The sequence below is a fragment of the Stygiolobus sp. CP850M genome, assembly GCF_037389425.1.
Taxonomy (GTDB): domain Archaea; phylum Thermoproteota; class Thermoprotei_A; order Sulfolobales; family Sulfolobaceae; genus Stygiolobus.
The window spans coordinates 59462-85000 of record NZ_JBBHKR010000082.1; the positions used below are offsets into that span (position 1 = coordinate 59462).

25 protein-coding genes and 1 pseudogene are annotated in these 25539 nt (G+C 37.7%); 12 read left to right on the top strand and 14 right to left on the bottom strand.

Going from position 1 to position 25539, the window contains the following annotated elements; all coding sequences use genetic code 11:
- Positions 1-49 precede the first annotated feature (49 nt).
- From WIW89_RS10715 to WIW89_RS10730, 4 genes are all read left to right on the top strand, one after another.
- Positions 50-340 carry a glycosyl hydrolase-related protein gene (locus WIW89_RS10715; protein ID WP_337720755.1) on the top strand — a complete coding sequence of 97 codons (291 nt, stop codon included), beginning with the start codon at positions 50-52 and terminating at the stop codon, positions 338-340.
- A gap of 625 nt (positions 341-965) precedes the next feature.
- Complete coding sequence (locus WIW89_RS10720) at positions 966-1379, top strand: nuclear transport factor 2 family protein (RefSeq protein ID WP_337720756.1); 414 nt, start codon at positions 966-968, stop codon at positions 1377-1379.
- 5 nt (positions 1380-1384) lie between these two features.
- Positions 1385-2566 carry an MFS transporter gene (locus WIW89_RS10725; protein ID WP_337720757.1) on the top strand — a complete coding sequence of 394 codons (1182 nt, stop codon included), beginning with the start codon at positions 1385-1387 and terminating at the stop codon, positions 2564-2566.
- A gap of 273 nt (positions 2567-2839) precedes the next feature.
- On the top strand, positions 2840-3901 hold the full coding sequence (locus tag WIW89_RS10730; RefSeq protein ID WP_337720758.1) for an ISH3 family transposase: 1062 nt from the start codon (positions 2840-2842) through the stop codon (positions 3899-3901).
- A gap of 217 nt (positions 3902-4118) precedes the next feature.
- Here the strand turns inward: WIW89_RS10730 and WIW89_RS10735 are convergent, their stop codons facing one another.
- From WIW89_RS10735 to vapB, 3 genes are read right to left on the bottom strand one after another with little or no spacing between them, the layout of a single operon-like run.
- Positions 4119-4397, bottom strand: coding sequence for a type II toxin-antitoxin system VapC family toxin (locus WIW89_RS10735; RefSeq protein WP_337720760.1), 279 nt, complete (start codon positions 4395-4397; stop codon positions 4119-4121).
- Positions 4360-4515, bottom strand: a complete 156-nt coding sequence (locus tag WIW89_RS10740) for a hypothetical protein (RefSeq protein ID WP_337720761.1) — start codon at positions 4513-4515, stop codon at positions 4360-4362. The genes WIW89_RS10735 and WIW89_RS10740 overlap by 38 nt, the downstream gene beginning before the upstream one ends.
- Positions 4502-4726 (bottom strand): type II toxin-antitoxin system VapB family antitoxin, encoded by a 225-nt coding sequence (gene vapB / locus WIW89_RS10745; RefSeq protein ID WP_337720762.1) that lies wholly within the window; start codon positions 4724-4726, stop codon positions 4502-4504. The genes WIW89_RS10740 and vapB overlap by 14 nt, the downstream gene beginning before the upstream one ends.
- Before the next feature lie 646 nt (positions 4727-5372).
- Here vapB and WIW89_RS10750 point away from each other — a divergent pair.
- Complete coding sequence (locus WIW89_RS10750) at positions 5373-7202, top strand: S53 family peptidase (RefSeq protein WP_337720763.1); 1830 nt, start codon at positions 5373-5375, stop codon at positions 7200-7202.
- 78 nt (positions 7203-7280) lie between these two features.
- On the opposite strand, the pseudogene WIW89_RS10755 reads toward WIW89_RS10750, so the two are convergent.
- Positions 7281-8214, bottom strand: a pseudogene (locus WIW89_RS10755) (membrane dipeptidase).
- 647 nt (positions 8215-8861) lie between these two features.
- On the opposite strand from WIW89_RS10755, the gene WIW89_RS10760 reads away from it, so the two are divergent.
- Both WIW89_RS10760 and WIW89_RS10765 read left to right on the top strand, forming a co-directional pair.
- On the top strand, positions 8862-9569 hold the full coding sequence (locus WIW89_RS10760) for an IS6 family transposase (protein ID WP_337720764.1): 708 nt from the start codon (positions 8862-8864) through the stop codon (positions 9567-9569).
- Positions 9570-9664: 95 nt separating this feature from the next.
- Positions 9665-10681, top strand: coding sequence for a hypothetical protein (locus WIW89_RS10765; protein ID WP_337720765.1), 1017 nt, complete (start codon positions 9665-9667; stop codon positions 10679-10681).
- A 116-nt stretch (positions 10682-10797) separates the two neighbouring features.
- On the opposite strand, the gene WIW89_RS10770 is transcribed toward WIW89_RS10765, so the two are convergent.
- The 8 genes from WIW89_RS10770 to WIW89_RS10805 all read right to left on the bottom strand — a co-directional run bounded on the left by WIW89_RS10770 (position 10798) and on the right by WIW89_RS10805 (position 20402).
- On the bottom strand, positions 10798-11757 hold the full coding sequence (locus WIW89_RS10770) for an MFS transporter (protein ID WP_337720805.1): 960 nt from the start codon (positions 11755-11757) through the stop codon (positions 10798-10800).
- Positions 11758-12068: 311 nt separating this feature from the next.
- Positions 12069-12620, bottom strand: coding sequence for a hypothetical protein (locus tag WIW89_RS10775; protein WP_337720766.1), 552 nt, complete (start codon positions 12618-12620; stop codon positions 12069-12071).
- A 729-nt stretch (positions 12621-13349) separates the two neighbouring features.
- Positions 13350-13640: an antibiotic biosynthesis monooxygenase family protein gene (locus tag WIW89_RS10780; RefSeq protein ID WP_337709920.1), complete on the bottom strand. Its 291-nt coding sequence runs from the start codon at positions 13638-13640 to the stop codon at positions 13350-13352.
- A 5-nt stretch (positions 13641-13645) separates the two neighbouring features.
- Positions 13646-15274, bottom strand: coding sequence for a proton pump complex cytochrome B SoxC (gene soxC, locus WIW89_RS10785; RefSeq protein ID WP_337720767.1), 1629 nt, complete (start codon positions 15272-15274; stop codon positions 13646-13648).
- An 11-nt stretch (positions 15275-15285) separates the two neighbouring features.
- Entirely contained in the window at positions 15286-16251 is a 966-nt protein-coding gene (locus WIW89_RS10790; protein ID WP_443296554.1) for a Rieske iron-sulfur protein SoxL2, read from the bottom strand.
- A 6-nt stretch (positions 16252-16257) separates the two neighbouring features.
- Positions 16258-17181 carry a hypothetical protein gene (locus WIW89_RS10795; protein ID WP_337720769.1) on the bottom strand — a complete coding sequence of 308 codons (924 nt, stop codon included), beginning with the start codon at positions 17179-17181 and terminating at the stop codon, positions 16258-16260.
- Positions 17178-18566, bottom strand: coding sequence for a cytochrome b558/566 subunit A (gene cbsA, locus WIW89_RS10800; RefSeq protein WP_337720770.1), 1389 nt, complete (start codon positions 18564-18566; stop codon positions 17178-17180). Before cbsA ends, WIW89_RS10795 begins: the two co-directional genes overlap by 4 nt.
- A 198-nt stretch (positions 18567-18764) precedes the next feature.
- Complete coding sequence (locus WIW89_RS10805; protein WP_337720771.1) at positions 18765-20402, bottom strand: oxidoreductase; 1638 nt, start codon at positions 20400-20402, stop codon at positions 18765-18767.
- A gap of 345 nt (positions 20403-20747) precedes the next feature.
- Here WIW89_RS10805 and WIW89_RS10810 point away from each other — a divergent pair, with 345 nt between their 5' ends.
- Both WIW89_RS10810 and WIW89_RS10815 read left to right on the top strand, forming a co-directional pair.
- On the top strand, positions 20748-21161 hold the full coding sequence (locus WIW89_RS10810) for a hypothetical protein (RefSeq protein WP_337720772.1): 414 nt from the start codon (positions 20748-20750) through the stop codon (positions 21159-21161).
- A 39-nt stretch (positions 21162-21200) separates the two neighbouring features.
- The gene (locus tag WIW89_RS10815; RefSeq protein WP_337702221.1) at positions 21201-21743 is read left to right on the top strand and encodes a DUF5591 domain-containing protein; all 543 of its coding nucleotides are present in this window, start codon (positions 21201-21203) and stop codon (positions 21741-21743) included.
- Between the two features lie 52 nt (positions 21744-21795).
- Here the strand turns inward: WIW89_RS10815 and WIW89_RS10820 are convergent, their stop codons facing one another.
- Positions 21796-21984 (bottom strand): hypothetical protein, encoded by a 189-nt coding sequence (locus tag WIW89_RS10820; protein ID WP_337720773.1) that lies wholly within the window; start codon positions 21982-21984, stop codon positions 21796-21798.
- 245 nt (positions 21985-22229) lie between these two features.
- Here WIW89_RS10820 and WIW89_RS10825 point away from each other — a divergent pair, with 245 nt between their 5' ends.
- The 3 genes from WIW89_RS10825 to WIW89_RS10835 are packed head-to-tail and all read left to right on the top strand — an operon-like array spanning position 22230 to position 24672.
- Positions 22230-23132, top strand: a complete 903-nt coding sequence (locus WIW89_RS10825) for a hypothetical protein (RefSeq protein WP_337720774.1) — start codon at positions 22230-22232, stop codon at positions 23130-23132.
- 35 nt (positions 23133-23167) lie between these two features.
- A complete protein-coding gene (locus WIW89_RS10830) occupies positions 23168-24436 on the top strand; it encodes a DNA double-strand break repair nuclease NurA (RefSeq protein ID WP_337720775.1) in 1269 nt (422 codons plus the stop codon).
- Entirely contained in the window at positions 24433-24672 is a 240-nt protein-coding gene (locus WIW89_RS10835; protein WP_337720776.1) for a DUF504 domain-containing protein, read from the top strand. The genes WIW89_RS10830 and WIW89_RS10835 overlap by 4 nt, the downstream gene beginning before the upstream one ends.
- On the opposite strand, the gene WIW89_RS10840 is transcribed toward WIW89_RS10835, so the two are convergent.
- Positions 24660-25463: a M48 family metallopeptidase gene (locus WIW89_RS10840; RefSeq protein WP_337720777.1), complete on the bottom strand. Its 804-nt coding sequence runs from the start codon at positions 25461-25463 to the stop codon at positions 24660-24662. The two genes, WIW89_RS10835 and WIW89_RS10840, sit on opposite strands and share 13 nt — an antisense overlap.
- Between the last annotated feature and the right edge of the window lie 76 nt (positions 25464-25539).

The window sequence follows — 25539 nt, forward strand, 5'->3', positions numbered from 1 at the left end:
TTGGAAAGAAGCTAAGGTATATCAGAGAGCTTACGAACTTAATTATCCATTGAGGGCTGTAAAAGGTAAAGGTGGTGAAAAGAGCTTTATTAAGGTTAGTCCAGATAACCTGATATTAGAGGCAATGAAGAAATCTGAGGACGGTAAAGGTTTAGTGTTGAGGCTTCATAACGTACTAAATAAAAGAGGAAAAGGAGAGGTGAGTTTGTGGTTTAAACCCAGAGAAGCTCAGCTTGTCAATATACTCGAAAATAATATCCTGGAAGACATCAGAGTTGAAGGGGAGAAGCTGGAATTTAATTACCGTAACTATCAAATAATAAGCGTTAAAGTGACGTGAATTCTAAACAGTATTAAATTTCCATTTACAGTTCTTCTACCTTTTTATCGACGTTTACCCACCTTGAAAGGACGAGAGTTTCCTTCCAGATATCGTTCCCACCAGCAATTTGAGACTACATTTGATAGCTGTCGAGAGGTTCAGAGAACCCTCCTATTTTAAGAGAACTTTCACGCATTACGTTCTAGCCCCTTAAGAGGAAAGACATATTGTTTAGCCCGTCCTACAGTCCCATTAAGCCCTAGTTTAGTTGGAGGAGAGTGTCGCTAATATCACTGTTAATTTTTAGGAAAAGAAATATCTAAATATAAGGTGCTAGCTATTTCCGATGGCAAGGCTTTATATCTCCTTTTTCATAATAACGCCTATGTTCATGCCTAGATAATGATATTGATGAATGATTTCTCGATAAAATAACTTAGTTTGCTTACTAGTTATAAAGATTTCTCTTCATTTTACAATATAAATTTTTATTAAAAAATTAATTTTCACTTATATGAAATCTTATCTATTTAATAGGTCTTAATAAGGTATATAATATGATTGTTATAAGTTTAAGTTAAGCTATAGTATTTATATAAAAGAGTATTTATATAAAATAGTTTTTAAAAAAGCAGTGTATCTTATGAACTCTGAAAGAACTGAGAACTTTGATTGTGAAAAATTTATTGAGAAATATACGAAAGTGTGGAATGATTACAGTATTGATAATACATTAGCACTTTATTCAGATGATACTATTTATATTCATCCCGGAGAAGAACAGAAGATAATTGAGGGAAAAGATAATTTCAGAAAATATTTACAGAAATTATTCGCTACATATCCTTATCATAAGCTGTTTCTGGTATCATTTGCATTCAACAATAAGACTATAATGATAGAGTGGAAAGTTACTTCAGTCTTTTCCGGCCAAAGATACAATATAACGAACGATGGTACTAAAGTCGATTCCGAAGGAGTCGATGTGTTAGAACTTGGAGAAGATAATTTAATAAGAATGATACGATATCTGTTCAATAAAAGAACAGCTTATTAAAAGAGGTGGATAACACGAAGAAAGAAGTAATGATAACATCAGTTATAGGTTCAGCTGCGTCCTTAGAAGGTGCTATGATAACAGCATCTATCCCGTACATTTCCTCTCAACTGAGCGTAAGTTATCTTGACTCTTCGCTATTCCTTACGCTTTTCGCCGTCATTTCTTCCCTCCTTTTCGTCCCGTTCTACCTTGTTGGGGAAAAGAGGGGAATTAAGAAATTACTTTTTTTGGGTGCATTCATCTTTTCCCTATCCGGTATAGCAATCCTCATAACGAACTCCTTCACCATGGCCCTTGTTCTAAGGTCTTTACAAGGTCTCGGTGCGTCCATGATGTACCCAGCACAACTTGCATATGCTTCCTCTTACAAAGGAAGTGAAGGTAGGAACATAGGTTTCAATTACTCCATGTTAGCCTTAGCTTACATTATCGGAGTCCCATTAGGCTATGCTCTCGGCAAGATCGACTGGAAGTATTTGTTCCTCCTACCGTCTTTAATGGTATTTACATCACTCTTTTTAACGTCACATCTGTCAGACCTCAAAGGGAATTTCGGAAACCCAAGGTCAGCAGTAGGGCCTATGCTACTATTCAATGGAGTCTTAATATCAATCTATTCTTTTTACATAGGAATAGTAACAGCTTTAGCCGGCTTGTATTCCCTAAGTAAATGGAGCTTAGAAAAGAGGTTTCTCAAACCATTAGTTGCAGGTTTCTTACACTCCCTCTCTAGATATGCTGTTGTGGAATTTCTAGTCTTGAGCTACACTCAGCTTTTCCACGTAGAACCTCTTCTCGCTATAATACTAGTATTACTCTTCCCATTACCAATGGCGCTTATATCAGCACCGCTGGGAAAAGTAATTGGAGAAAGAAGTAGGACTATTGCAATATTAGGTTTCTCGATAATGTTACTAAGTTGGTTATTGCTCTTTAACAAAGTGATTGGAACGGTAATATTAGGTATAGGGACTGGAATAGCTACAGTGTCTAACACTGTCTACACTATGCAAAACTTAGGTCTAAAAGATAGGGTGGTAGGGTCTGCGATTAAGTCTCTTGAAGGTGTTGTGGGGATTTCAGTGGGACCTACAATTGCGATAGCGCTATTTAATTTTAAAATAGGTGTTGAGCTGGCTGTATCCATTCTTAACGCAGTTGCCATACTGTTATTGCTAGTGTAAGATCCTTAGATCTGAGTGTTTGATATCAAGTCGACAATTACCTTTAAGAACCATTATGAGCCTTCGCTTAAGTACGTTTTTATATCCACGTTAACTATCTAGTTTGGGACAATACTGACGTCTCCCCGCCTTAGACGGTAGACCCAAAATCATATTAGAAAAAATATTTCTGGTAGGATAATATCTAATCCATAAAAAATTTATAAGAGTGTAAAGAATTGAAGAAAGGGTTTAAGGTGAGGGAGACAGAGTATTACTGCGTGACATAGGAAGATGGTAACACCGGGTCTCCCTCACCAAAATAACATTCAACAAATAGGATATAAATTACTTTCCATGCTAAACTTCAAGGGAAAGAAAGGAGAAGAAGTAGCAAAAACCCTCATCTCTGCTTGTTTGTGGAACGATTCAGTAGAGAACAAGTCCAGAGCGTATGACGTATCCCCACAGACCGTGAGGAACTACGTAGAGAAACAAGGGATAGAAGTAATTGAAAAACTATTGGAAAATGCTAGGAAAATATCCTTGGAGATATTAAAGGGGGTAAAAGAGGTAGACCTTTCAATAGACTGGACAACCAAGACGTGGTACGGGAAACCAGTGAAAGGACTCGGAAGTTCAGAGAAGGGAAGCTCGTGGAACTACGCAACTGCAACAACAAAGTATAAGGGGAGAATACTTTTACTTGCCTTTATTCCGCAAGTGAACGGTATGACTAAGGACGAGATAGTGAAAAACCTCGTGGAGCAAGTTGTCGCAATGGGATTCAAGATAAGGTTGATAACTCTTGACGCCGGTTTCTACACTGTCGACGTGCTCAACTTCATTTCACACTTTAATTACATAATTGCCGTCCCAGTTGGGGATGTTAAGGTTTATGAGGAGCTTGATGGTGATTACATGACTAATAGTAAGAGGCATAGGAGGAATGAGCAAGTTAAGTTCAGGCTCCTTGTATACAGTAGGGAGAAGGTTAGGAGAAAGAGGAAGAAGAGGCTTGTTTATTTTGCTAGGGCTACTAACCTCGAGATACCAAAGAGGGAAGTGTTGGATTTGTACAATAAGGTGAGGGGTCCCATAGAATCCTCTTATAGGAACATTAAGGCTTTTCTTCCGTTTACTAGTTCTACTAAGTTTGTTTTCCGCATATTGATCTTCGTTCTTGCCCTTGTACTCTACTCCTTATATACGGTATTCAAGGGGGAGGTGGGGAGAGAGGAGTTTAGATTATTATTAATTCTTTTATTTTTTCCAGATTTATTCAATCCGGAGAATTTTACAATTAATGTAATTGAAACACTTATTTATACTATAGATTTATTTTTAAGGAGGTGATTTTGGGTCTACCGTAGAAGGGGCGAGCCTTTATGCCCCTTTACTTCCCTTTTCTGTAAATCTCGATGAAAGAGGTTCTCTGAATCCTTAACAGTACTCTAATGGGAGGTGTGCAAACATAAATCGATGAGGTGCAACTGTTGCCATTTAAAACGAGAAGAAATTGGTTCTGAGATGAATGAAATAAGTGAGGAAAGAAACGTTATTTCTTTTCAATTTATATTAATTGTGCATTAACTCCTTCTTTCATAGCTATTTCATATTGCTTTCTATCAGACGTTACTAACTCAAAGTTGTTTAACTTAGCTAATGCGATGAATAAGGAGTCATAAATGGTTATTTTATTCCTAATAGATATCTTAAATGCTTCAATCAAGTACTTATCTTGGTTTACAACCAACATAGCCTCATGTTTTACTAAGTCGGAAAGTACTTTAATCGCAACGTCCTCCTTTGTTTCACTTGTAAGGGTCTTTTTTCCACATAGTGTTGGCAACTTCTTTAATCGATAAGTCAAGCGTCATTATTCCTTCAGTTATTATTTCCGCAACCTTTTCCCAACCCTTCTCCTTTGAGAAAAATTTTACCAATGAAGATGAGTCAATGACTCTCACGGTCTTCCCTCACAGATTCTACAGAGAAGCCTTCTTCACTAAGTTTAACGTCCTTTAGGTCTTCAACCCATTTATTTACGTACTCTTTAGCCTTAACCTTTATATAAAGTTCCTCCAAAAATTTTCTTACTTCTTGGTCAATATCTATACCTTGCTTTTCTAATTCCTCCTTTATCTCCTTCCTTATCCTTATACTAATAACCGTTGACATATATGTCTACTTCCCTAGACATTAATAAAAATTATCATAAAAGTTTTACGCGTCCTTGTTATACTTAAATTAAGATTTCAGCTCCTTCCTTGTTTCAGCCTAACACGTAAGGTGTCTAGAGTATATCCATAGTATCGTCATTATGCTATTTATATTCGTTTAACGAGTTATAATCCCGTATAACTAGCTATGTAACCATTGCAACGCTTTTTTGAAAAATGTTTAAGGTCAAAAGGCTCAGTGTGTAGATACCTCAATTTCTTCGCCGATAGATACTCCACTAGGTCTTGTAAAGGCTGTCGTTAGCTGATATTTTTATTAGAATAAATCAAAAAAACTAAAGCTTGTTTTTATTTTAACCACTTGAAGCTAAATTTAATGCCTTTAATATTCCTAATTCCTTTTGCCAAACCTTATTTATGTAATTAATGTGTTAAAACCTTAAACAATTTTCTCAATTGCTCAGCTCTTCCTTAATTAAGTTTTGAATGACAATTGTGAATTTTTATTTATGGTGGAAATTTTATCGATACTATTTTACATGAACGATTTTTAATTTTCTTAAGTCCTTCATAAATATTTCATATTCTAAGATTATTAATTAATACGTAAAGTATTAAAAAAGAGAATTCCAATATGGCTAGTGATGAAAGTAAATATTACTACTCTAAGGAGGAAATATTTTCTATCTTTTTTAGCTGTAATTTTACTTGTAACGCCACTGTTATCAACTGCAGACAATGGTGGTTCTGTCTATTATATCTATAACAATTCTCCACAATATTCGATACTACCAGCTTCGATATATGTTCAACCGTTACCACAGAATTACACACTCCCTATCGCAATCTTGTTAAACTTCACTAATTATCAGACATTAACTTCTATTACTAACGAAATCTCTAACCATGAAGCAGGTTACCTATCACCTTCACAGTTTAGAAATGAATTTTATCCTCCTCAGTCGTATAAAGAAGAACTAATAAATTATTTAGAGTCCTACGGAATTAATTTTACCGGCGATTACGGGCTAATTCTCACCTTCCAAGGAACTGTAGGGGAAATAGAGAAAGCGTTTAACACTTACATAAACATATATTACTATCCTCTAAAGAATATCTACTGGTTCGGATTACCGGGAATTGTAAATGTGGGACCCTTCTATTATTTCTCTAATAATGTGACCCCGTCTCTACCTTATAATGTAGGTAAATACATAGTAGGTATTGTAGGCATTGACAGTATAGACCCCAAGGTTTATCCAGTAATTAAAGAGGCTTGGAACTTAGAAATTAATAGTGCAAATTTACAAAACTTATCTCTAGTCTCCAGCGTTTTGGTGACGCCCCAAGCAATAGCCAATTACTTTAAATTCACTGAGCTATATTATAAAGGATACCTTGGACAAGGTACAAAGATAGCAATAGAAGGAGTCCCTGAATCATTTGTCAATGCGGACGACATTTATACCTTCTGGAAAGAATTTTATATAGTACCGAGAACTGGAGGGTTAAACGTAATATACTTAGGGAATGTAGTCACCTCAGGTCCATCCGGAGAAAACGAACTAGATGCAGAGTGGTCTGGTGTGTTTGCCCCGGCATCTAACGTATACGTTGTGTTCAGTAACGGATACGTGGGAGGATCAGCCCTAGTCGGTAATTTACTTAACTACTACTATGAATATTACTATATGGTTAACTATATTGACCCTAACGTGATCTCAATCTCTGTATCAGTACCAGAGTCATTTTTAGCCGCTTATTATCCTGCTATGTTATGGATGATACATAATATTATGATTCAAGCAATTGATGAAGGGATTTCTGTAGTAGCTGCATCAGGAGACTGGGGATTTGAAAGCGATAATCCCCCGCCTAATTACTTTATAGGAGTCTATAATACTATTTGGTATCCTGAGAGCGATCCGTATGTCACGTCTGTGGGTGGAATTTTCGTTAATGTTACACCTACCGGTCAAGTGCTATCCATTTCTGGCTGGGATTATAGTACTGGAGGAAGTAGTGTAGTATTCCCTGTCCAGAACTTCGAACTAACATCCTTCATACCTTTCACTCCGATTAATCAAAGGACTTATCCCGATATAGCTTTCGTATCAGCGGGCGGATACAATATAGTAGAGTATGGTTTCGGATTACCGTTAATATATCAAGGACAACTGTTTTTGTGGTACGGAACTAGTGGAGCAGCACCTATGACTGCTGCCATGATAGCATTGACCGGAGTTAAACTAGGAGATCTAAACACTATACTCTATCACATATCTTACTCAGGAATTATATTAACACCTAAAGGGGAAATTACGGGAATGAATGCATGGATACCTATAACCTCAGGTAATAATCCGTTGCCAGCTCATTACGGATGGAATTTTGTCACTGGTCCAGGAACTTATAATGCATATGGAATGGTATACGACCTTAGATTATTTTATACAGTAACTTATTTTCAATAAGTAATTAAGACAAGAAAGATAAATTTTTTCTTTATTATATTTCCTCTACCAATAATTTTTCTGATACAGCTATATACATTATGCGCCTAAATTATCCATTATGACTCTATAAGAGTTCTTCCACATAACTTCTTCCTCATGACCTTCAATAGCCCTAACTAAATCCTTAACTTTTAATATATTCTCAAAGCCTCTAGGAACTTCACGAATCCCCAGGGAGTCCGTTCCTATTGTCACGTGTTCCCAACCGTAAGATTCCCCAAGACATTTTATGTTATCTATGATGGAATTTAAATTGCCTTCCCTTAAAGTGGAAACTGTAGCAGTAATTCCTATAACTCCATTAGTTCTAACAATAGCCTCTATTTCCTCATCATCTAAGTTCCTCCTATGATCTTTTAATCTCTTCACATTAGCATGAGATGCTATAACTGGCTTTTTACTCAAATTACATACGTCGATAATTGCTTTCTTACCTGCGTGAGCTAAATCAATTATAATACCCAAAGAATTAGCCAGTTTAACTAATTCCTCACCCTCTGACGTTGAACCATAATCCTTCTTAGACATACAAGAGGAAGCAAATTTATTATCACAATTCAAGTTAAACCTAAATTATAAACATGAAGCTCCTTTAATAAGTAAATATCAGTGTAATCTCTTAAGGCATCAGCACCCTCGAGAGATAGTAAAAGTTGATATCCTTATAGATAAATCGTTCTCACCCCTAATAACTTTAGTGAAGCCTCTTCTGTCCAAATAATAATAAAACTTAACCTGATCAATAAATTAAGTCAAATGAGAAATATGTACTGCGCGTAGGAGTACCGTAAAGTGAAGTCAATAACTCACTTCTCTCATCTAAAGCTTCTACATAAGGAAAAATAGAAGTAAAAACTAAAGAGTCAAATTCCTTGAGCTTCTTAATGCTGAACTGATCATTACCATTGGCTACATCAACTTCCCTCTGATTTGAATAAGCTAAATCCTCATGAAGATCTACTAATTTCACCACTACCACCAAAGAATCTAAACTAAAAATAATATTTAAAAACACATAACCCCTGAAACGAAAACGGCAAATCAATTACAAAGTTGGGGGTTAAGGGGGCGGAAAGCCTCGCCAGATGGATAGCCCCGTGTTTAAATACCTCATTTCTCTAAAATTTCTCTTAGTGATGCTAACGGCGCTTCTCCCCAGTTTAATGGGACTGTAGGAGGAGTAACCGTTATCTCCTTTCCTTCAAGGACTAGACGTAATTTGGATGAAAGTCCCCCTTTTCAAATGGGAGTGGAGATCTCTGAGCCACCCGGCTGTCCACCATATGAGAAATGTAGTCCCGAATCGATGAGAGGAATGATGAGCCCTTCGGGAGGGAACCCTCGACCCTTTCAGGGCAGGGAGGAAGTTAGTTGCAAAGCCGATGTTTGCAGCAACTTTAACGTTCAAAATTTAACTAATAAGTAAAAGTTAATTTTATTTTATAATAAATTATTTACAAGAGGAAAATTTTAAGCCAAACATTTGGATTTCCAGTGTGGACAACAATTTTGTTAATTTAATATAATTTTATTCAACAATCTTTTCTCGTTCTGTAAGAACTTGTTTTTGCGTAATACTATTTAAGGGTGAGCACGGGGTTTTATCTTGGTGAGCACATGGGAATCAAGTGGAAAGTCCCCGTGCTCACCCAAATTGTATTATTGTTATTTGAGTATATTAATGTTAAGCCAAGGTTTTACACCAGAGAGCAAGTAGCCCAAGCGTTGGCAGAATACTTGTGTGGTTTGTCCTCTTGGAGGGCAGTTTTACCCCATTCCACTCTGCTTTATTATCATAGGAGGTTGAGTTACGTGAGGTATGCTGTACCATTGAGTGGTGTTTACGCTATTGATGAGACTAAGGTGAGGCTTGTGAGGGGGAGGTATTATTACGTGTGGATCGTTAGGGATGTGAAAACTAAGGGAATACCCTTCTTCATGGTTACTAGCGTTAGGAGTGGAGTACATGTCTTGGTAGTTCTTGCGAACATGAGTAGGGCTGAGGAAATAGCAATGAGGGTGTTTAGGAGAAGAATTGATAAGGTAATTTACTTGCACGATGGGGCAACAGCATACAACGCCTTCACATGGTTAAACGTAGAACACAAGAAGGTAACGTTCAACGAGAGGGATTACGCAGAACAAGGGTTCAGAAGTTTAAAACATAGGCTCGCATCAATGGACTTCCACTTCCCTTGGAATACTAACAAGTTCACAATAACTAGGTGGTTATCAACATTCTTCCTAATATATAACACCCTTTACACCCCTACGTACTTGTTAGATAAGGGGGTGATAATAAATGTAAATATTTCAAATGAATGAAATTGTTGTCCACACTCTGGATTTCAAACTATTAACTTTATTGCTTAATTTATAACTACGTAAAATCTAAATAATCTAATAATGACCACTATGCTATGCGTGTGAGCTTGGAATGGTTTCCGTTCGTGATAGGAATTTTCGCCTTATCTCTTATCTCATGGATGAACTCAATATTATTTAATAACGTGCTACTTTTCGAAATAGGGAAAGTAATATACTTTCTTGCTATTTTTGTCTTTTTATCGATCCTAATACTATGGGTTAAGGGTTATATCGAGAACAGACAATCTGTACAAGAAGACCTGAAAAACCTTACACGCATAGCACTTTCAGCATTTCTAGGAGTAATCCTTTTCATCTTTGGTGCCTTTTTTACGGTCTATATAGGAGTTAACGCGAACACGGCTTATGTCTTGCTAATCCTATATTTTATAGGTTACTCGGAAGTCTTCGCGGTGAACGTATTCACTGGGTATATATTATTTACTCGGACCTTAAGGCAAGAAGACTTGAACTACACCATTTTAGTTCCTTCTTTAGCTCTCTCTGCTAATGTTTTACTTAGTGCACGTCTTCTCCCACCTCATCTTCCTTACATATCCTTATTCTATACTAAGGTGGTTTATTTCATTATGTTAATAAGTTTTGGAATAGCATTCTTTCAATTTATGTTTTTAGGTTCAATTGCACTAGTTTCTCACTTAACATTTAAAGGACATCCTTCCGTGGTAATGATCCCAGTGGGTGCATCAAGTATCTTAGCAATGAATATTCTTACTTTCCCTTCTTATAATTTCCTAGACTTCTTATATTTCCCTGAAAAAGTATCTATTACACTTGGTATTATTCTGTTCGGATTTGAACTTTGGAATTTAACAGTAGGGTTAATAATAGCAATATCTAGAAGAAATTTGAAACCTAACTTGGCTGTATGGGCTTATATTTTTCCTTTAGCTATCTCCTCATTTTCTGATTTTCTTTTATATCAATTGACCTCTATTACCTTTTTTAAATACTTAGAATTAACACTCTCTATAGTTATAGTTCTATTCTATATATATTCTATGAGAATAACTTTTTTAATAATAAAAGGAAGAGAAAATACACGTTGATCTAATACCGTTATTTATAAACTCCATTTATATTAATACGATAACAGAGTCATAGAAGTTAAAAGCTTGATTTGCCAATTCGAAAGAGATTCTAAGTTTTCAAATTCTGCCTTCCACTATATTCTTAGTAGAATGTGATATGAGATAGCTGAGATAAGAATTATTATACCGCAAATTACCCATAGCAGATGAAATCCAAGAGCTGAAATTACTATTGAAGCTATTATAGGTGCTACTATCCCACTACTTTGCCAGAAAAAGTTAGCAAAACCTGATATGCTTCCCGCGTTCTTATTGTCTATTAACGATACTGCACTAGAATTGGCAGGAGTGATCACAAATCTGACAAACCCCATCAAAGTCACGATCACCATCACTTGAATCACCGATATGAAGTAGGCTAAGGATATAGTCAACATTCCGTAAATAGACTCTAATATAGTAAGTGTACTCTTAACTCCTATATTCCTTATTATGTAACCAGCTATCACTGTAGATGGAATTCCAGCAAAGGCTAACAATGAATAGGCGAAACCAGCGATATATGCATTCAACCCTATGTCAAGAAAATACTTATACGCATACAACGTTATTATCCAATACGACAAGAAGAAGAGAAAGCCGGAAAAACTTACTGTAATTACATCTCTGTTTCTGACAACTGTGAGTATACCACCATTATTCTTAAACTCAACTTTTACGTCTAACGGTAAATAGGATAGTGCTATTAAAAACGAGACCAAAGCGATCAAGTAGTAAGCAAACCTCCATCCGATATTTAGGCTAATGAAAGGTAGGATAAGCCCTGACAACACAATAGAAAGGGGCCACGCCAGGCTGTAATATCCTATAACAACGGGTAGTTCTCCTCTTGAAAAGGACGCTGACAGTACTTTAATCGTCGTAGGATATATCCAACCAGCACTTAATCCCATGAGAATACTAGCTACATACTCTTCAGATATATTAGTAGATACGCCCGACAATAGAGAGGCAGCACTCAGTCCCAATAGAGAAGCTAAGGCAACAGTCTTTGGATATCTGTTACTTGCAACCCCTGCAGGAACTTGTACTATTACGTAGCCAAGAAAAAAAGGGAGAAGATTAAACTATCCTCTACTGGTGTAGGCTTTAATGAAGAGTACACTGAGACGATGCTCCACGCAATTCTCGAGAAATAGCTGAGGAAAAAAGACGCTGAGGTAATAAAAATAACCAGTAATTTTTTCATATGATTGTGACCGTAACGAGGACTAAAATTAATTACTGAACTTTTTTATTAAATCCCAAAGGGGATCTTATCATAGTTTATCGGCTTTCTTAAGTCCTTAGCTTTTCGTTTTAGTCGATATGATAAACACCACAAATTCACATTTTCAGTTAGTAACTACTTACTTGATGGGACTCCATAACCACGTAAATCCAAGATCTTAATTTCTCTTTCAAACTCTTCAAGTATTTTACCAGGTGATGGCAAAATGCCCAATTTCTTAATTATTACACTAGGCAATAAAGTACCTAGCCTACCAATGTCTGCTTCAAAGGTTGAAATTAGGGAGACTCTAGTCTTACTCTCACCTATAGAATCGACTTTAAAACTTATTTTATAAATTAAGTTACCTGCATAAATTACGTAAGTAGGAAGACCTTTATCCGACTTTGGTCCTTCAACTCTCACAGCTAGAGATCTTTTTAAGGTGCTCCCTAAGACGTCCTTTTTAGTAGGTATTGGTAAGAGAAACTTATCATTATTATCTAGACTAGCAAGGTTTAACATTCGCATGAAGAAATCCCTATTTGAAATCATGGAGTAAACAATACTTCTTGGAAGGTTAATGTCTATAACATTCGACTTAGTTAAACTATGTGTCCTCCTGCTCTTAATGTGTTTCTTAAACTCATTTAAGGTTTCAAATGTCGTGTTACAGCATTCGTACATATATCTTTTCTATCTAATGTGTGTTTTTAAAAATTCTCATTAAAAATTATTTAACACATGTACAGTAACGTTAGACTAATAAAGATAGGTTCTAAATACTACTAATCAAAAAAATAAATATAGATTTTGCAAAATTGTTTCTTTATATAGAGAACAAGGTAGATGCTAGGGATGATTCGGTAACACCTACCTCGAATTTTAAGGGATATGAAAACATTTTACATTTATTGAACGGATATATTTCATCAAATGTTTAATTCTTAATGAATAGAATTTACATCAATATCTTATAATTTATGTTATTCTTTGCGTAAACATTTACCAAGTTTAACGGTAGATTAGCTTAATAACTGGTCTATTAAGAAATATAATAGACCCATATGGCTAAGAAAGAGAAGAAGACACAAGGTCAATCAGGCCAATCAGGTCAGTCAGGTAGCCAAAAGAAATAATGAGATCACAGATTTAATTATTATCTCAAGGTAAACTTTTTTTATAACTTCAACTTTCGTAAAATCTTTTAGTTAGAAGATTGAAAATCTTTCAACTAGATAGCAAGAGAACTCTAAAGAGTTTATCATTATTATTAAAAACAATTTCAAATTATTCACAAACTCACGATATTAAACTGAATTAAGTAAAAAGAAGTTTTAAACTAAAGGTATTAAAATGTTTTAGTGCATAACTTGAGTCATAAGATGAATAACTTTCGAAAAAATGTTTTAAAAATTAGCTATTTACTTCTTGGAAGACCTTGTGATGAGGCCTACCTTCAATTATACTCTTTCCGTAATTTACAGTCTCTCTATAAGCTTGACTATCTATGAATTTTCTAAAGGCCTCGAGACTATCCCATTCACTGTATATCAGGTATTCGGAAGGATTATCAACACTCTTGTAAAGCCTAGCACCTTTGAAACCTTGGAATGACTTCAAGTACTCATTAACATGCTTAAACGTCTCTTCGAACTCTTTCTCGTGACCGCTTTTAACTTTATAATAAAAACCTACGTTAATCATTTTTCTCACTCCTCCGGTTCTACGGGCTTTTTATAAACTACGTAATGGTACAGCGAGAACTCCTCACCCGCTATTAAGAATAGCAATCCTAGATCCACGCCAAATAAGTTAGAGTAATAGCCAGTAGTCGGTATACTCCACATATCCGCAGCTATAATTATTGCGATTACCAAGAGGATCAACATTATTACTTGGGCCAAGTTCTTCTTCACGGCTAATCTAGATTCATCAGCAGATAATGACGCCTTCTCTACCGACCCGCTCTCAGTCCTTGCTACGTAGGGGCTTAACATCTTTCCTAATGTCACGAACATGGAGCCAAATAGTCCCACCAGTATTACGTCCGCTACACTTGGTGAGGACATAACTTCAAAGATTGAACCCACGAAGAGTATAGTAACAGCCACGAACCCTAGCATTGTGAAAGGATTAGCCAGTGCCTTAGAGTTCAACCTCGAATTAGATGGAATTAGTAATATCCCAACAGCACTAATAACAGCTGGTGGTAGGTAAGCTTCGAATACCTCGTTCCACGTTACCGGCACTCCGGGAGCTAAGTCCCCCCATAGGCTAGTCTGTATCAGAAATACCATCATTACCACACCTATCCAAGTAAATAACTTTCTCTTGAGCGGATGTAATTCATCGCTTCTATCTATAAAGGGAACTATAAGCAAGTATATCAATGGAATAAACACTCCTATTACTATGTCTATTGTTAACGAAGCCGGGAAGTCTGCTATCTTGTACATAAATAGGAAGAACCATGGTGGATAAGTGGTCACTGAAGCAGCTGCTGGACTGTTAGGCGGTGGAGCAGGCTTAGGATTTAGGAAGGGATTTGCTATCTGTGGTAATCCGTTTACGTAAACCAGTAAGTCCGGTATAATTAGTATAAATCCCCAAGTCATAAATACTAACGACATCATATATATGAAGTTTCTGGGCCACCACGGGTTAAACTTTGACCATTGAGCCTTTGGGTACACAGCAGGAGCTTTGTCTTTTACTTTTCTTGACGGCATCATTCCGTATTGAATATCTGCTAGGAAGAAGTGAACTACAAAGAGTAGACCGATTAACGCAACTAGGATTATGTGGAGTGCTAAGACTCTGCTATAATCACCAGCGGAATAGTTCCCGAAGAATATAGGAACAAGTGAGCCTAAGCCGATTCCAGAGAGAATACCTGCTCCAACATCTACTGCACTGGTAGCTAGTACATCACCTATAAGGCTATAACCTAGGAAGGATGTCCCCAACGTTAAAGATAACATCAATACTCCTAAAATCCAAACCAACTCTCTAGGCTTCTTATAAGCTCCAACGAAGTAATTTCTGAACATGTGAACATAAGCTAGTATAATCATGGCATAAGCTCCGTACAAATGACTGTAAAGAACAACTGAACCATAAGGTACTTGGTTGATAACTGTTTGAGTTGCTTGATAACCGGCTTCAGGGTTGTAATAGAGTAAAAGTATTAATCCTGAGATTACAGTGTAGAAAAACGCTCCCGCTACGAGAGCTCCTAACCAGTCCCCTACGTGATACATATAGTCTGGAGTTCTAAAAAAAGGGAGATCATCCATATTTATTCTTTCTTTAAACCAATTTCTCACACGTTCGAACACAAACCCTCACCTCATGAGAACGGATTAGATTCACTTATACTAGTCTTATCACCTACTGAAGAACCGAATTGTGACTCATCAAGATCAGTTGAGGGATCATTAGACGGAACTCCATTACTTCCTGCAGGATATACAGGCACACCAACGTAACCTACGGCGTACAAATAGTCTGTTGAACTATCCCATTCCAAAATTACAGCTGGCAGGGGTCTCACAGTTGGGCCAGTTAGTACAGCAGCACCGTGGTATGGATCAAAAGTAGAGCCGTGACAATCGCAGTGAATAATTGCAGGTAAATTCTCCTTCTGTGCAGCTTGAACTGCCTCAACTGTTAAAGTATTAGGCTCCGGTGCAGTTACTTGAGATATGTTAACGTATTTAGGAGGATAGAAATGTATATATGGAGGCTCACAGCCTAAATGCTGGCAAATAGCACTATATGCTACAATCGACTTATTAGGACCTACCCCACCTGGGAACTGGTATTTATCCCCGGTTTGAGGTACTAAAACTGTAGTTGGTGGAACTTCAACTGGATTACCATTCTTATCCCCCAAGTTTAAAAGGAAGTTTATCTCGTTCTGGAGAGGATATGAGAAGAGCATTATTGTTGGACTATTAACGGGTATTGATGATGCCTTTATCGGATTTCCTGAAGAGTCCACTATTAGTGATTTGGGAAATCCTGAGACAGACTGAACGGGTGGAATCAGGACTCTTAGCCCTGGAATTATTCCGGCAACTACCGCAGCGGAAACCCCAATTAAAATCCCTTGTAAAAATCTCCTTCTTTTCTCGTCAACGGGCCCTACATTCTTGTTTATGAAGTTAAAGAGATAATCTTCTCCCTTTTTGGCGAATTCCTTCTCATCGAATTTGTGTATCCTGAAAGCTCGTGCTATTTTCTTGAGATACAAATAGTCAGTATAGGAAAGCCCGCCTTTAACTTCCTTTCCGAGCCTGAATTTAAGGGGAATGTCACTTCACCTCTTTAAATTATATCTTCTTATCGACACGATATAATCTTTAATCGTTGGACTGATTTCACCCTTAACATTCATAAAGTAGAAGCCGATCAACGGGAACACCATATACAATAATAGATGGAACCCAGTAATCCCTAGAAAGACCGTGGTAACTATCATGTAAAAACCTAAGCCAGTATACAGATCCACGTAATATCCTAGAGCTAAAGACAAGAACATCGCTAGGGCATAGAGCAATACCATTGCAGGAATGTTATCGGGGTTGTTTAGGCTTATTCCATAAACAGCTGGGAATACCATAGCGAAAATAATCTCCATAAACCTGTTTTTAAGGACTAAGAAGTAAAGAGGCAAATATAGCAACAACCCTGGTACTCCTACCGCCAGAGATATCAGTAGGCGTTTAGGTCTCCATTTATAAAAGAGCAATGAAAAACCAGAGATCACTAAGAGTGCTAGTAACGTTAAGAAGCTGGTATCAATAAAGGTGTGGAAAAAGTCTTCACTTATCCCTTCTATCTCACCGAACTCAACTACAGCTAGGACAGGGATTAATAGCCACCTCTTACTTCTGTAGAGGTACTCGATACCCAGTGCTGAACCACCGACGAAGACGAAGATTTCTAAGAAATCCCACCATAGGGATACGTTGTAGTTAGGGATTAATGACAAGAAAAGGGAGAGAACCAAGACCAGACCTATTGCTTGAGCTAGCTTTTCTTTCGATAATAAAGTGAGTATTCCTAACGAAATAGTGGAAAGATAAATGCCCAATAGACCCAGTTTAAACATAAACTCCTCGAATGGGATTGTGATGGGTAAGTAAGAAATCGGAGTAATGAATTGATACATTGAAAGAAAAATTATACCAAGTAAAAAAAGGTATAAATAAACGTTGGACTTGAGTTTATTATCTATCATTTCCTAAACACCACGTAAATGACTATAACCGCAAGTACTGCGATTATCGTACCTACTATCGTGACTATTGCTGATGGGGAAGATAGCAGACTCGGCGCTGCACTGGAAGTTGTTGAGGTAGGTGGTGAGTTCACTAACGTTAGTTGCAGGAAGCTGGGAGTTATCGACTTATCGAATAGTGTCTCTCCTAACTTACCCTGCCATACCGCAAACGCTACATAATAAGTTTTATCTGTTGTAATATTAACCATCCAAGGCATATATCCGCTGGGTACGGCCATAGGTCTTGCGAACTCCACACACCAGTAGCCGCTTTGGTATTTAGCACCGGTCCAGATGAAGAATAGGGAACCGTTTACCTCTGCACTATTGCTTGTGACCGGAGTATACCAGATTCCGCCAGTATCTACTTCATATAAGTTTGTATTGTTAGTATATAATGGTACAGCAAATCCGTGATCCCCTTGATCAGTGTAAGGAATTCCAGTACCATTAAGAAACGTTAAATTCTCCCATATGTTAGCCTTAAATGCCGGATCATAAGTAGAATTATTCCATGTGGCGCCAGATACCCACATCCATATATTTGCAGCTCCACCTTGTTGTACTAATGACCCGCCAGCATTCTTAAATGTGAACCCGTCGAAAACCTCCCCTGGTTGCTCTCCTCCTAAGTTCATACCATCCACAGTCGGAACGTTATTCCCCAAATACCACATCATGGCAACTCTATCAGGGTAATAACATGAAGAATTTGTATAATATCCATAAAACATGCCATAAGTATATAATAAATCCTCTATACCTCTAAGGGAGCCATAGTATAGTATAGTCCCATTTGATAATACTGAGATCTGTGTGCCATTAGGGGCTGGTAAAAGTACCCCAGAAAGGTTAAACACAATTCTTCCAGTCTCCTCTTTTCCGTTAATAATTGAAACATAATTCGTGTAATTGGACTCTAAGGCATATTTTGTTCCAGGTGTCAATTCTATTATATCATTAACGCCAGGGCCTGAAGCGTATGGATATACACCGGCCAAAGATGCAGACCACGCACCGAATGCAGGCTCTGGGGCATACCACTTAACGAGCACGAAAATCCACGTACCATTCCATGCGGACTTCACTAAAATATAATGTGTAAGGCCTGACGTAGGAGCATTAGGAATATTAGCCGTTAATGATATGTTTTCCCAAGGTATTTGGTTCCAGTAGCTCGCAGTTCCGGGGTTAGAGAGATCAGCAGTCCCAGTAACTCTATACACTGTTATTTGAGAAGACGTCTGTGCTATTGGGATAGTTACACTGAATATTGATAGATACAAAGAAGTAAGAAATACTACTGCGGGGACTAAATATAGTACGAATTTTCTTCCCTTCATAATTATATCTTGCAAGGCTGAAATCAAAAGTATTAAACGTTGGACTCATGATCTGATCAAGCGTTCTAATATGCAGTACGAATGTTCGACTTAGTGAGATGTGAATGTAAAGAAAAAGAAATTTTTACAAAAATGCGTGTCTGGGAACGATTAGCCTGATGGTGGAAAGGTACTCAGATAACTTACTATGTCTTCCCCCTATTTCTTAAACGACCTCGCACTCCAATACCCTTTTGATATAGCTTTACCTATTGAAGGCTGTTCTCTTCTTATATCCCTAATTATTACTTCTACTTTGTCAGGTTTCTCAAACCTAACTCCTAATTCCTTGTATTTCTCTCTAAGTAAGTAGGCTCTATTTCTGTCTAGACCCTTATATATATTATCAGTTACGTATACCTCGTTATACTTGACCCATTCGAATACATAGTCTTGATAAGCGTACACGTTGGAGTCAACAAGAATCCTGACTCCTTTATATTGCGTAAACTTCGGTTGCGACTCAGTGGGAATCATGACCAAATCTGCATCCTCTGTAGTAGAAGATAACCTAACCTTGACTCCTAGTCTTTTCAATTCCCTTTCGTAATATTGAAGAATTCTACCGAACTCCATCTTTTTATAAGGGTCTCTATACTCGTTCACCTCCCCACCCAGTTTATCGCTTATTTCATAAAGCTCGACCTCGAAACCTCTCAGGGACAAAACTCTTGAAGCCTCAAGTCCTGCTAACCCCCCGCCTACTACCCTCACAAGTCCTTCTCCTTTCTCCATAGGAGGTAAAATTTCCCAACCTAATTCTGGGTTTACATCACAACGAACCTCTCTTGTAGAAAGTAACCTGCACAGTTGATTACATCTTATACAATACCTAATGGGCTTCCCCTCTTTTACCTTTACCACCCAATCTGGGTCTGCGAGGATCTGTCTCCCTAAGACCACAGCGTCGGCTATTTCCAATACCTTGTCTGCTTCTTCAACAGTCGTAACAGATCCTACGAGGAATAAGGGTAAGTCCTTAACGTAATCTCTTATTATCCTAGCTTCGTCTAAGTAGCTCGGTCTCTTATAGTAAAAGCTTGAAGACCCGCCAAGTGGTCCATCCCTCCCAGCCGATATATGAACATAATCTAACTTGTCTTTGACCCTGCTTATAACCTTGCCTACAAGATCTGGAGTCAGTCCTAAAGGGTCGAATTCTGTAGCAGATATTCTTAACCCTACTGGAATGCTGACTACCCTTCTAATCTCGGTAAGAATTTCCTCTAGAAAGAGAACACCGTCCCTATACTCGTCGTCTCTCTTGTTTGTTGCTGGAGAGAGGAATTGTGCTATCAAATAACCGTGAGCACCATGCAGTTCAATACCGTCAAACCCACTTTTCTCGGCCCTCTCTGAAGCTTTAACGAAGTCATCTATAACCCTATTTATATCGTCCTTTGTCATTACCTTAACGGGCTCTATCAAAGGAATATCTGAAGGTGCTATAACTTCATTCCCCCATATTAAATTCCTCCTCGTTTTTCTTCCTACATGAACTAACTGGACGAATATCTTGGATCCTACATTATGCACTGCCTCTGTCAGCCTTGCGAACTTTGGGATAAGTTCGTCATGATATAAACCTAATTGATTAGGAGAACCTCTAGCGTCCATCTTGTTAACGTAAGTGTACTCTGTAATCATTAGACCTACGCTTCTCCTCCTCACAAAATAAGCGATCATTTCTTCACTGGGATAACCTTCTGGTGTAGCCAGATTTGTAATCATAGGAGCCATTACTACTCTGTTGTTTAAGGTGACATCACGCACTCTCAACGGTTCTAATATCTTCATAGAATGATTTTAGGCTCATTACAATTAAAGTTGATTCAACATAATTAAGTAAATCTAGTTGCAAATCAAACGATAAATGTGAGAATAAAAATTGAAGCGTTATAAAATGCAGTAACAAATTAAACAGAAATAATTTCTGACCCTTCATGAATGAATAGTATATGTGAAAATATGTCACTTCTAATCATACTTTTTGAATTTAAGCGATAATTATTACACATCTCATTATATATACTATATATAACTATATAGATATTATATAGTAAAATAGAATATATAGATAATCTATATTCACTATTTTTCATGAGTAATGCTTAAATTTCATATTTTTAATAATGTTATCCTATGGTCACAATACTGTTCATCACTCCAGATAAGAAATTCCTTTACGACGGTAAGACAATTAAGGAAGTTAAAAAGGACAAGGATATCCCTGAAAATGCAGAGTTACGTTTTGCAAAACCTATGATAGTTTACGACGTAGAAGGGTTCACCCTATCGGAATTAGTGGATAATTATGGAACGTTGTTACTAGGTACAATGAAGCTAAGGGAGTTAGTCAGCAAATTGGACTGGAGAGATTTCGTTCTCTTTGTGGATCACGTAAAGAAGACCATAAGGATTTTCGTTAGGGGAGGAGAGGAGTTTATAATACCTTACGACTCATTGGAGTTTATGAGGTATTTATTGGCGAAGTTCCACTCCGGGATACTGCTAGAGAGTGCTAGTTTTGACGAGATCCAGATGTTCTCTACCTAGACTATCATTTTTTAACCTTATTTGTACAATGACTAGAATGTGATCTGTCCGCCGATAACCTATCGCGGGAGAGTAGTTAAGGAGGACGGCATTGACCCTTTTAAACACCCTTCTGTCATAGAATGGCATAACTACTTGTTCACAAAGTGGAGGTCGAAAAAGAGAGTAGCTTTACTCCTACCATGTACTGAGAAAAAACCTTACCATAATTCCCCTACGCATATAATAGCTGAGAGTATAGTCAAGGACAAAGTACAGTTGTACAGTGTTTCGGAACCCATGCTTTTAGTACCCAGGGAATTTGAAGACTGTTACCCATTTAGTGATTATGATTACCCTCCTTCGAAGATGACTAGAGAGGAGAGGGAAGAATTCGTTCGACTGTTGACTACTGCATTAAAAGTATTAGAGTCATACCACCAACATATAATAGCAGTTTTGCCCAAACACCACTTTAGTGTTTTAAGCGAAGCGTCTAAATTATCTGGAGTTAAGATCGAACTACTGCCTTACGGAAGACTAGCTTTCAGGAGTATAAAGGAGGCGTCTCTAAAGGCTCTTAAACTATCTGAGGGATTATGACTAGAGGAATAGTTAGGGGTCGGACTTTCATTGAGGTTTCATGAATTTGTATTCAACCTCTCGTCCTCATTCCCCTTGTCCGGCTCCCCATGCCGTCTACGGGAGCGGTAGTTGAACCACTCCCTTCAAGGACATAGGGAGCCTCATCGAACCCATCCTCCCCCTCACATTGCTCATCGAGTTCACTGTAGGGCTCTCTTCTACATTTTAGTATGTGACTATAAAATTTATAAACTCTCATGAGAAGAGCTAGGAATGTTAAATAATATCAAATGACATAAAATTCACGGTTCATCTGAAACTGTTGTCAACGGCTACTCAGTTTAGTTTTATTATAATACCTTAGTGAATTTAACACTCAGTCGTATACTTCTATGGTTGAGACATCGTCGTACTATATAGAGGTTTTAAAATAATACTAAGCTATTTGGTTTTGTAATACCTTCAGTAGTACTTTATAACCTGGTATTACTATTATTTCTCTTAATGAAAGTAATACTGGGCATGCCTGACGATAGAATCCCTATCTGGAAATTAGGCTCACCAATTATGATTAACCAGTTACGGACGATTGAGAGGACTTGGGAGAATGAAACTTGGGTTGACAGCGGTGGATATCAAATAATGAAGAAGGGGATCAAAATTGACGTGAAAGAAGTAATCAACAAGTATAAACAAGTAAAAGGAGACTACTTTATATCTCTTGACATCCCTACACCAGTTTGTTCACCGCCTGCGAAGGAGACCTTCGACTATTACCTTAAACTTTACGAGGCTGAACTTGATGTGATCCCCGTTATTCACGCTTATCCTTTCGATCATATTGACAAAGCCTTAGACTTTTACAGTTCCCATCCCCCGAAGCTAATCGCCTATGGTGGTGTAGTTCCACCCCTCCTCCATAGGGGAATTGGTAGGACTACAGTAATAGCAATTTACCATTACCTTAGGAATAAGATAAAGAACTTACACGTTATGGGAGCCGGATCACCCTTTATGAGGAGAGTGTTCTACAACGCAGACAGTGTAGATACGTCGACTTATAGGGTAAAAGGGGCCATGGGAATGATACTGATTCCCGGAAAAGGGGAAAAGTACGTGGGAAGTAGGAAAATAAAGTGGCACGTAAGGAGTGCTAACAACGAGGAAATAGAAAGTTTGTTAGTATTTCTAGAGCAAACCCATTTCCCGTTTGATATAAACTTGGACAACTGGATAAACAGAACTCTGATAAACGCGTGGGTTATTCTCAAGTCCGAATATACGGGGAGTAGACCAGAAATAAGAAAGAGCGAAGAAATAGGAAAGCTCAGTGCAAACGACATAAGGGAGATGGACGTTTGCGGAAAGCTTAAATTATCCTCAGCTTCTCAGACCAACATGTCGTAATATTAATTAAAAACCTACTCGAGATAGTAGAAATAATGTCTAAAAGTGAGGCCGACATTCAATTAGAGTTACTGAGGTTGGGAATTGAAGTAAGTAAGTTCAAGGGAAAAATAAAGAACATTATGCCCAATTATACTCCTAAGGAATCACTGGGAGACAGTAAAGAGAGTTTACAGCTTATAGATGACAAGATAAAGAGGGTGGACGTATTCTCTCCTGGTGGTTCAGATTACTCGGTTGCTTCAATTGACACTTCTAGTAAAATTCTCAGGACTACTTTCCTAGATCTGGTCGTTGTAGGAGGTGCCCTTTACTCCACGGAAAGGGACAAGATAGTCTTTCCATTCGACACGGGCGGGAGATATTTGGGTATCGCATCTTATCTTGAGCTTATTAGGACACTGAAGAACTCCCTACATTCTCCTAGTTTAGCTTTTCATAATGTAGTAGGTTACGAGTTTGCACTAGATGAAGTTAACGTGGAGACAAAAGAAGGGGTTAAGAGGGAAAGCTTGTACCACTTGGACGACGTTGCAGATGAATTAAGGCTTGAGGCTGAAAACATACTCATACGGCAAGTCAGCAAAGAGAAATTACTAGTCATAGACGGTCCCCTTTTCCCGACTCCTATAGAGTTGAGCTATTCATTCCAGTTCGGAGTACCAGAAGAAAAGGACAAGATCAAGCACTGGGGGAGAATAACCCACAGATGGGCATATGCAACACTAATTAAAGAAAGACTGGACTTGATAAAGGGGAAAGACGTAGTAGGGGTAGTCAAGAGGTTGGAGAATTCTAGAAAGTTAAGGAGGATTCCTTGCATAACAAAATTAATAGGATCTACCGATATCCCTGACTTATCTGACGCAGAAATACTAGAACTCATCTCAGAAACGCACTGCAGTTCCGTAATAGGTCTCTGCCTTATAGGACCTTTAGAGATAAAGAGCGAAATTGACGTCAAGAGAGAAGATATCGACCAAGTAGTACTGGCATCAAAAGACCTACCTACCAGGTATGCGTATTATGCTATTCTCAAAATACCTGGTGGAGTGCAGAGCTTTTTCAGGGTTGAAAGCACGAGTCAAACGGTTTTAGATAATTCAATAGGAGTGATATTTAGTAGCATTACAAGCGATATATTACCAACATACATCTCGATAGTAGACAACTACTCAAAAAGAGTGACGAAAGGTCTATTCTACATATCATTTAACGTGTTAAAGGACTTTATAACTGTCCTACACGACTCTAAGCTTGAAGCTATAAGTATAAGTAAAGAACTCTCTAGTGGTCTAGCTTGAGAATAAAGGACGCTATAAACAGAGTACTATGGAGCGAGAAGGAAAAGTCGAAGTTCATCCTAGTAATAAGGGATAGGGCTAAAGGAAGTTCTGAAATACCTTTTGAAAGAATAGAGAGGGTTGACAACACATACATTTACCTAAGGGACACTGAGGACGTCATACCATTACACAGGGTTATAGAGATCAGAAAGGAGGGTAAGCTTTACTGGAGTAGATACGCTCACATAAAATAGTTTTTACCCCAACGTCGCGATATGTCCTCTAGATATCTTAACCTTTCATTCAGGCTGGGATGAGTGGAAAAGAATTTCTCCCTCTCCTTACTTCCGAGCAGGCTTTGTTTAATGAAGAGTAACTGAAATTCGGGAAAATATTTAAGCATCGACGTCGGTAGAGTAGTGGAGAGATACGCGATTTTAATTAGAGCATATGATAAGTACTCCGATATCCACTGGGTTGTACTCGCAGCGGTGATATCAGCTTTTTTCTCCAAATATCTATGAAAATAGAACATACTTATTATTCCTAAAGCGAGTGCAAATAGCCCTAAGGGAAGCATATAAAATGATAGTAAAGCGTACACAATGTTAACTGCTAGGATGTAAAACCACTGGATCTCCGTATCTTTGTTCTTTATATGTGCGAACTCATGAGCTAGAACGGCAACAAGTTCTTTATCATTTAAACCCTCAATTAAAGGTTTAGTCAATGCTACGGCGTTGAAGAACACGTTTCCAAAAGCCAGAGCGTTCAGATAACTTGACTGAATTTCATAAACCTTTACGCGTTTAACACCTAAGAGAGCGGCTGAATAGCTTGCTAACCTTAACAAGTTTTCATCCTTTACCTCTTTAATTCTGAGTGCCGATATCATTATATAGGGAGATAGCAGATACCATATTAAAAATGCTAAAACTAGTTCAGCGAGAGTATTAACAACTGTTGAAGGAACTATCAACGATATCAGCGTTTCAGTCAGTAGGATAACCATGAAAGACATAAAGTAATATTTCCACCACCACATACTTACTCAATTCTATTTGACAGTTTTATTCTTATTTCAAAGAGTTAGAAACTTCATAACACTTTTTTATTTTTAA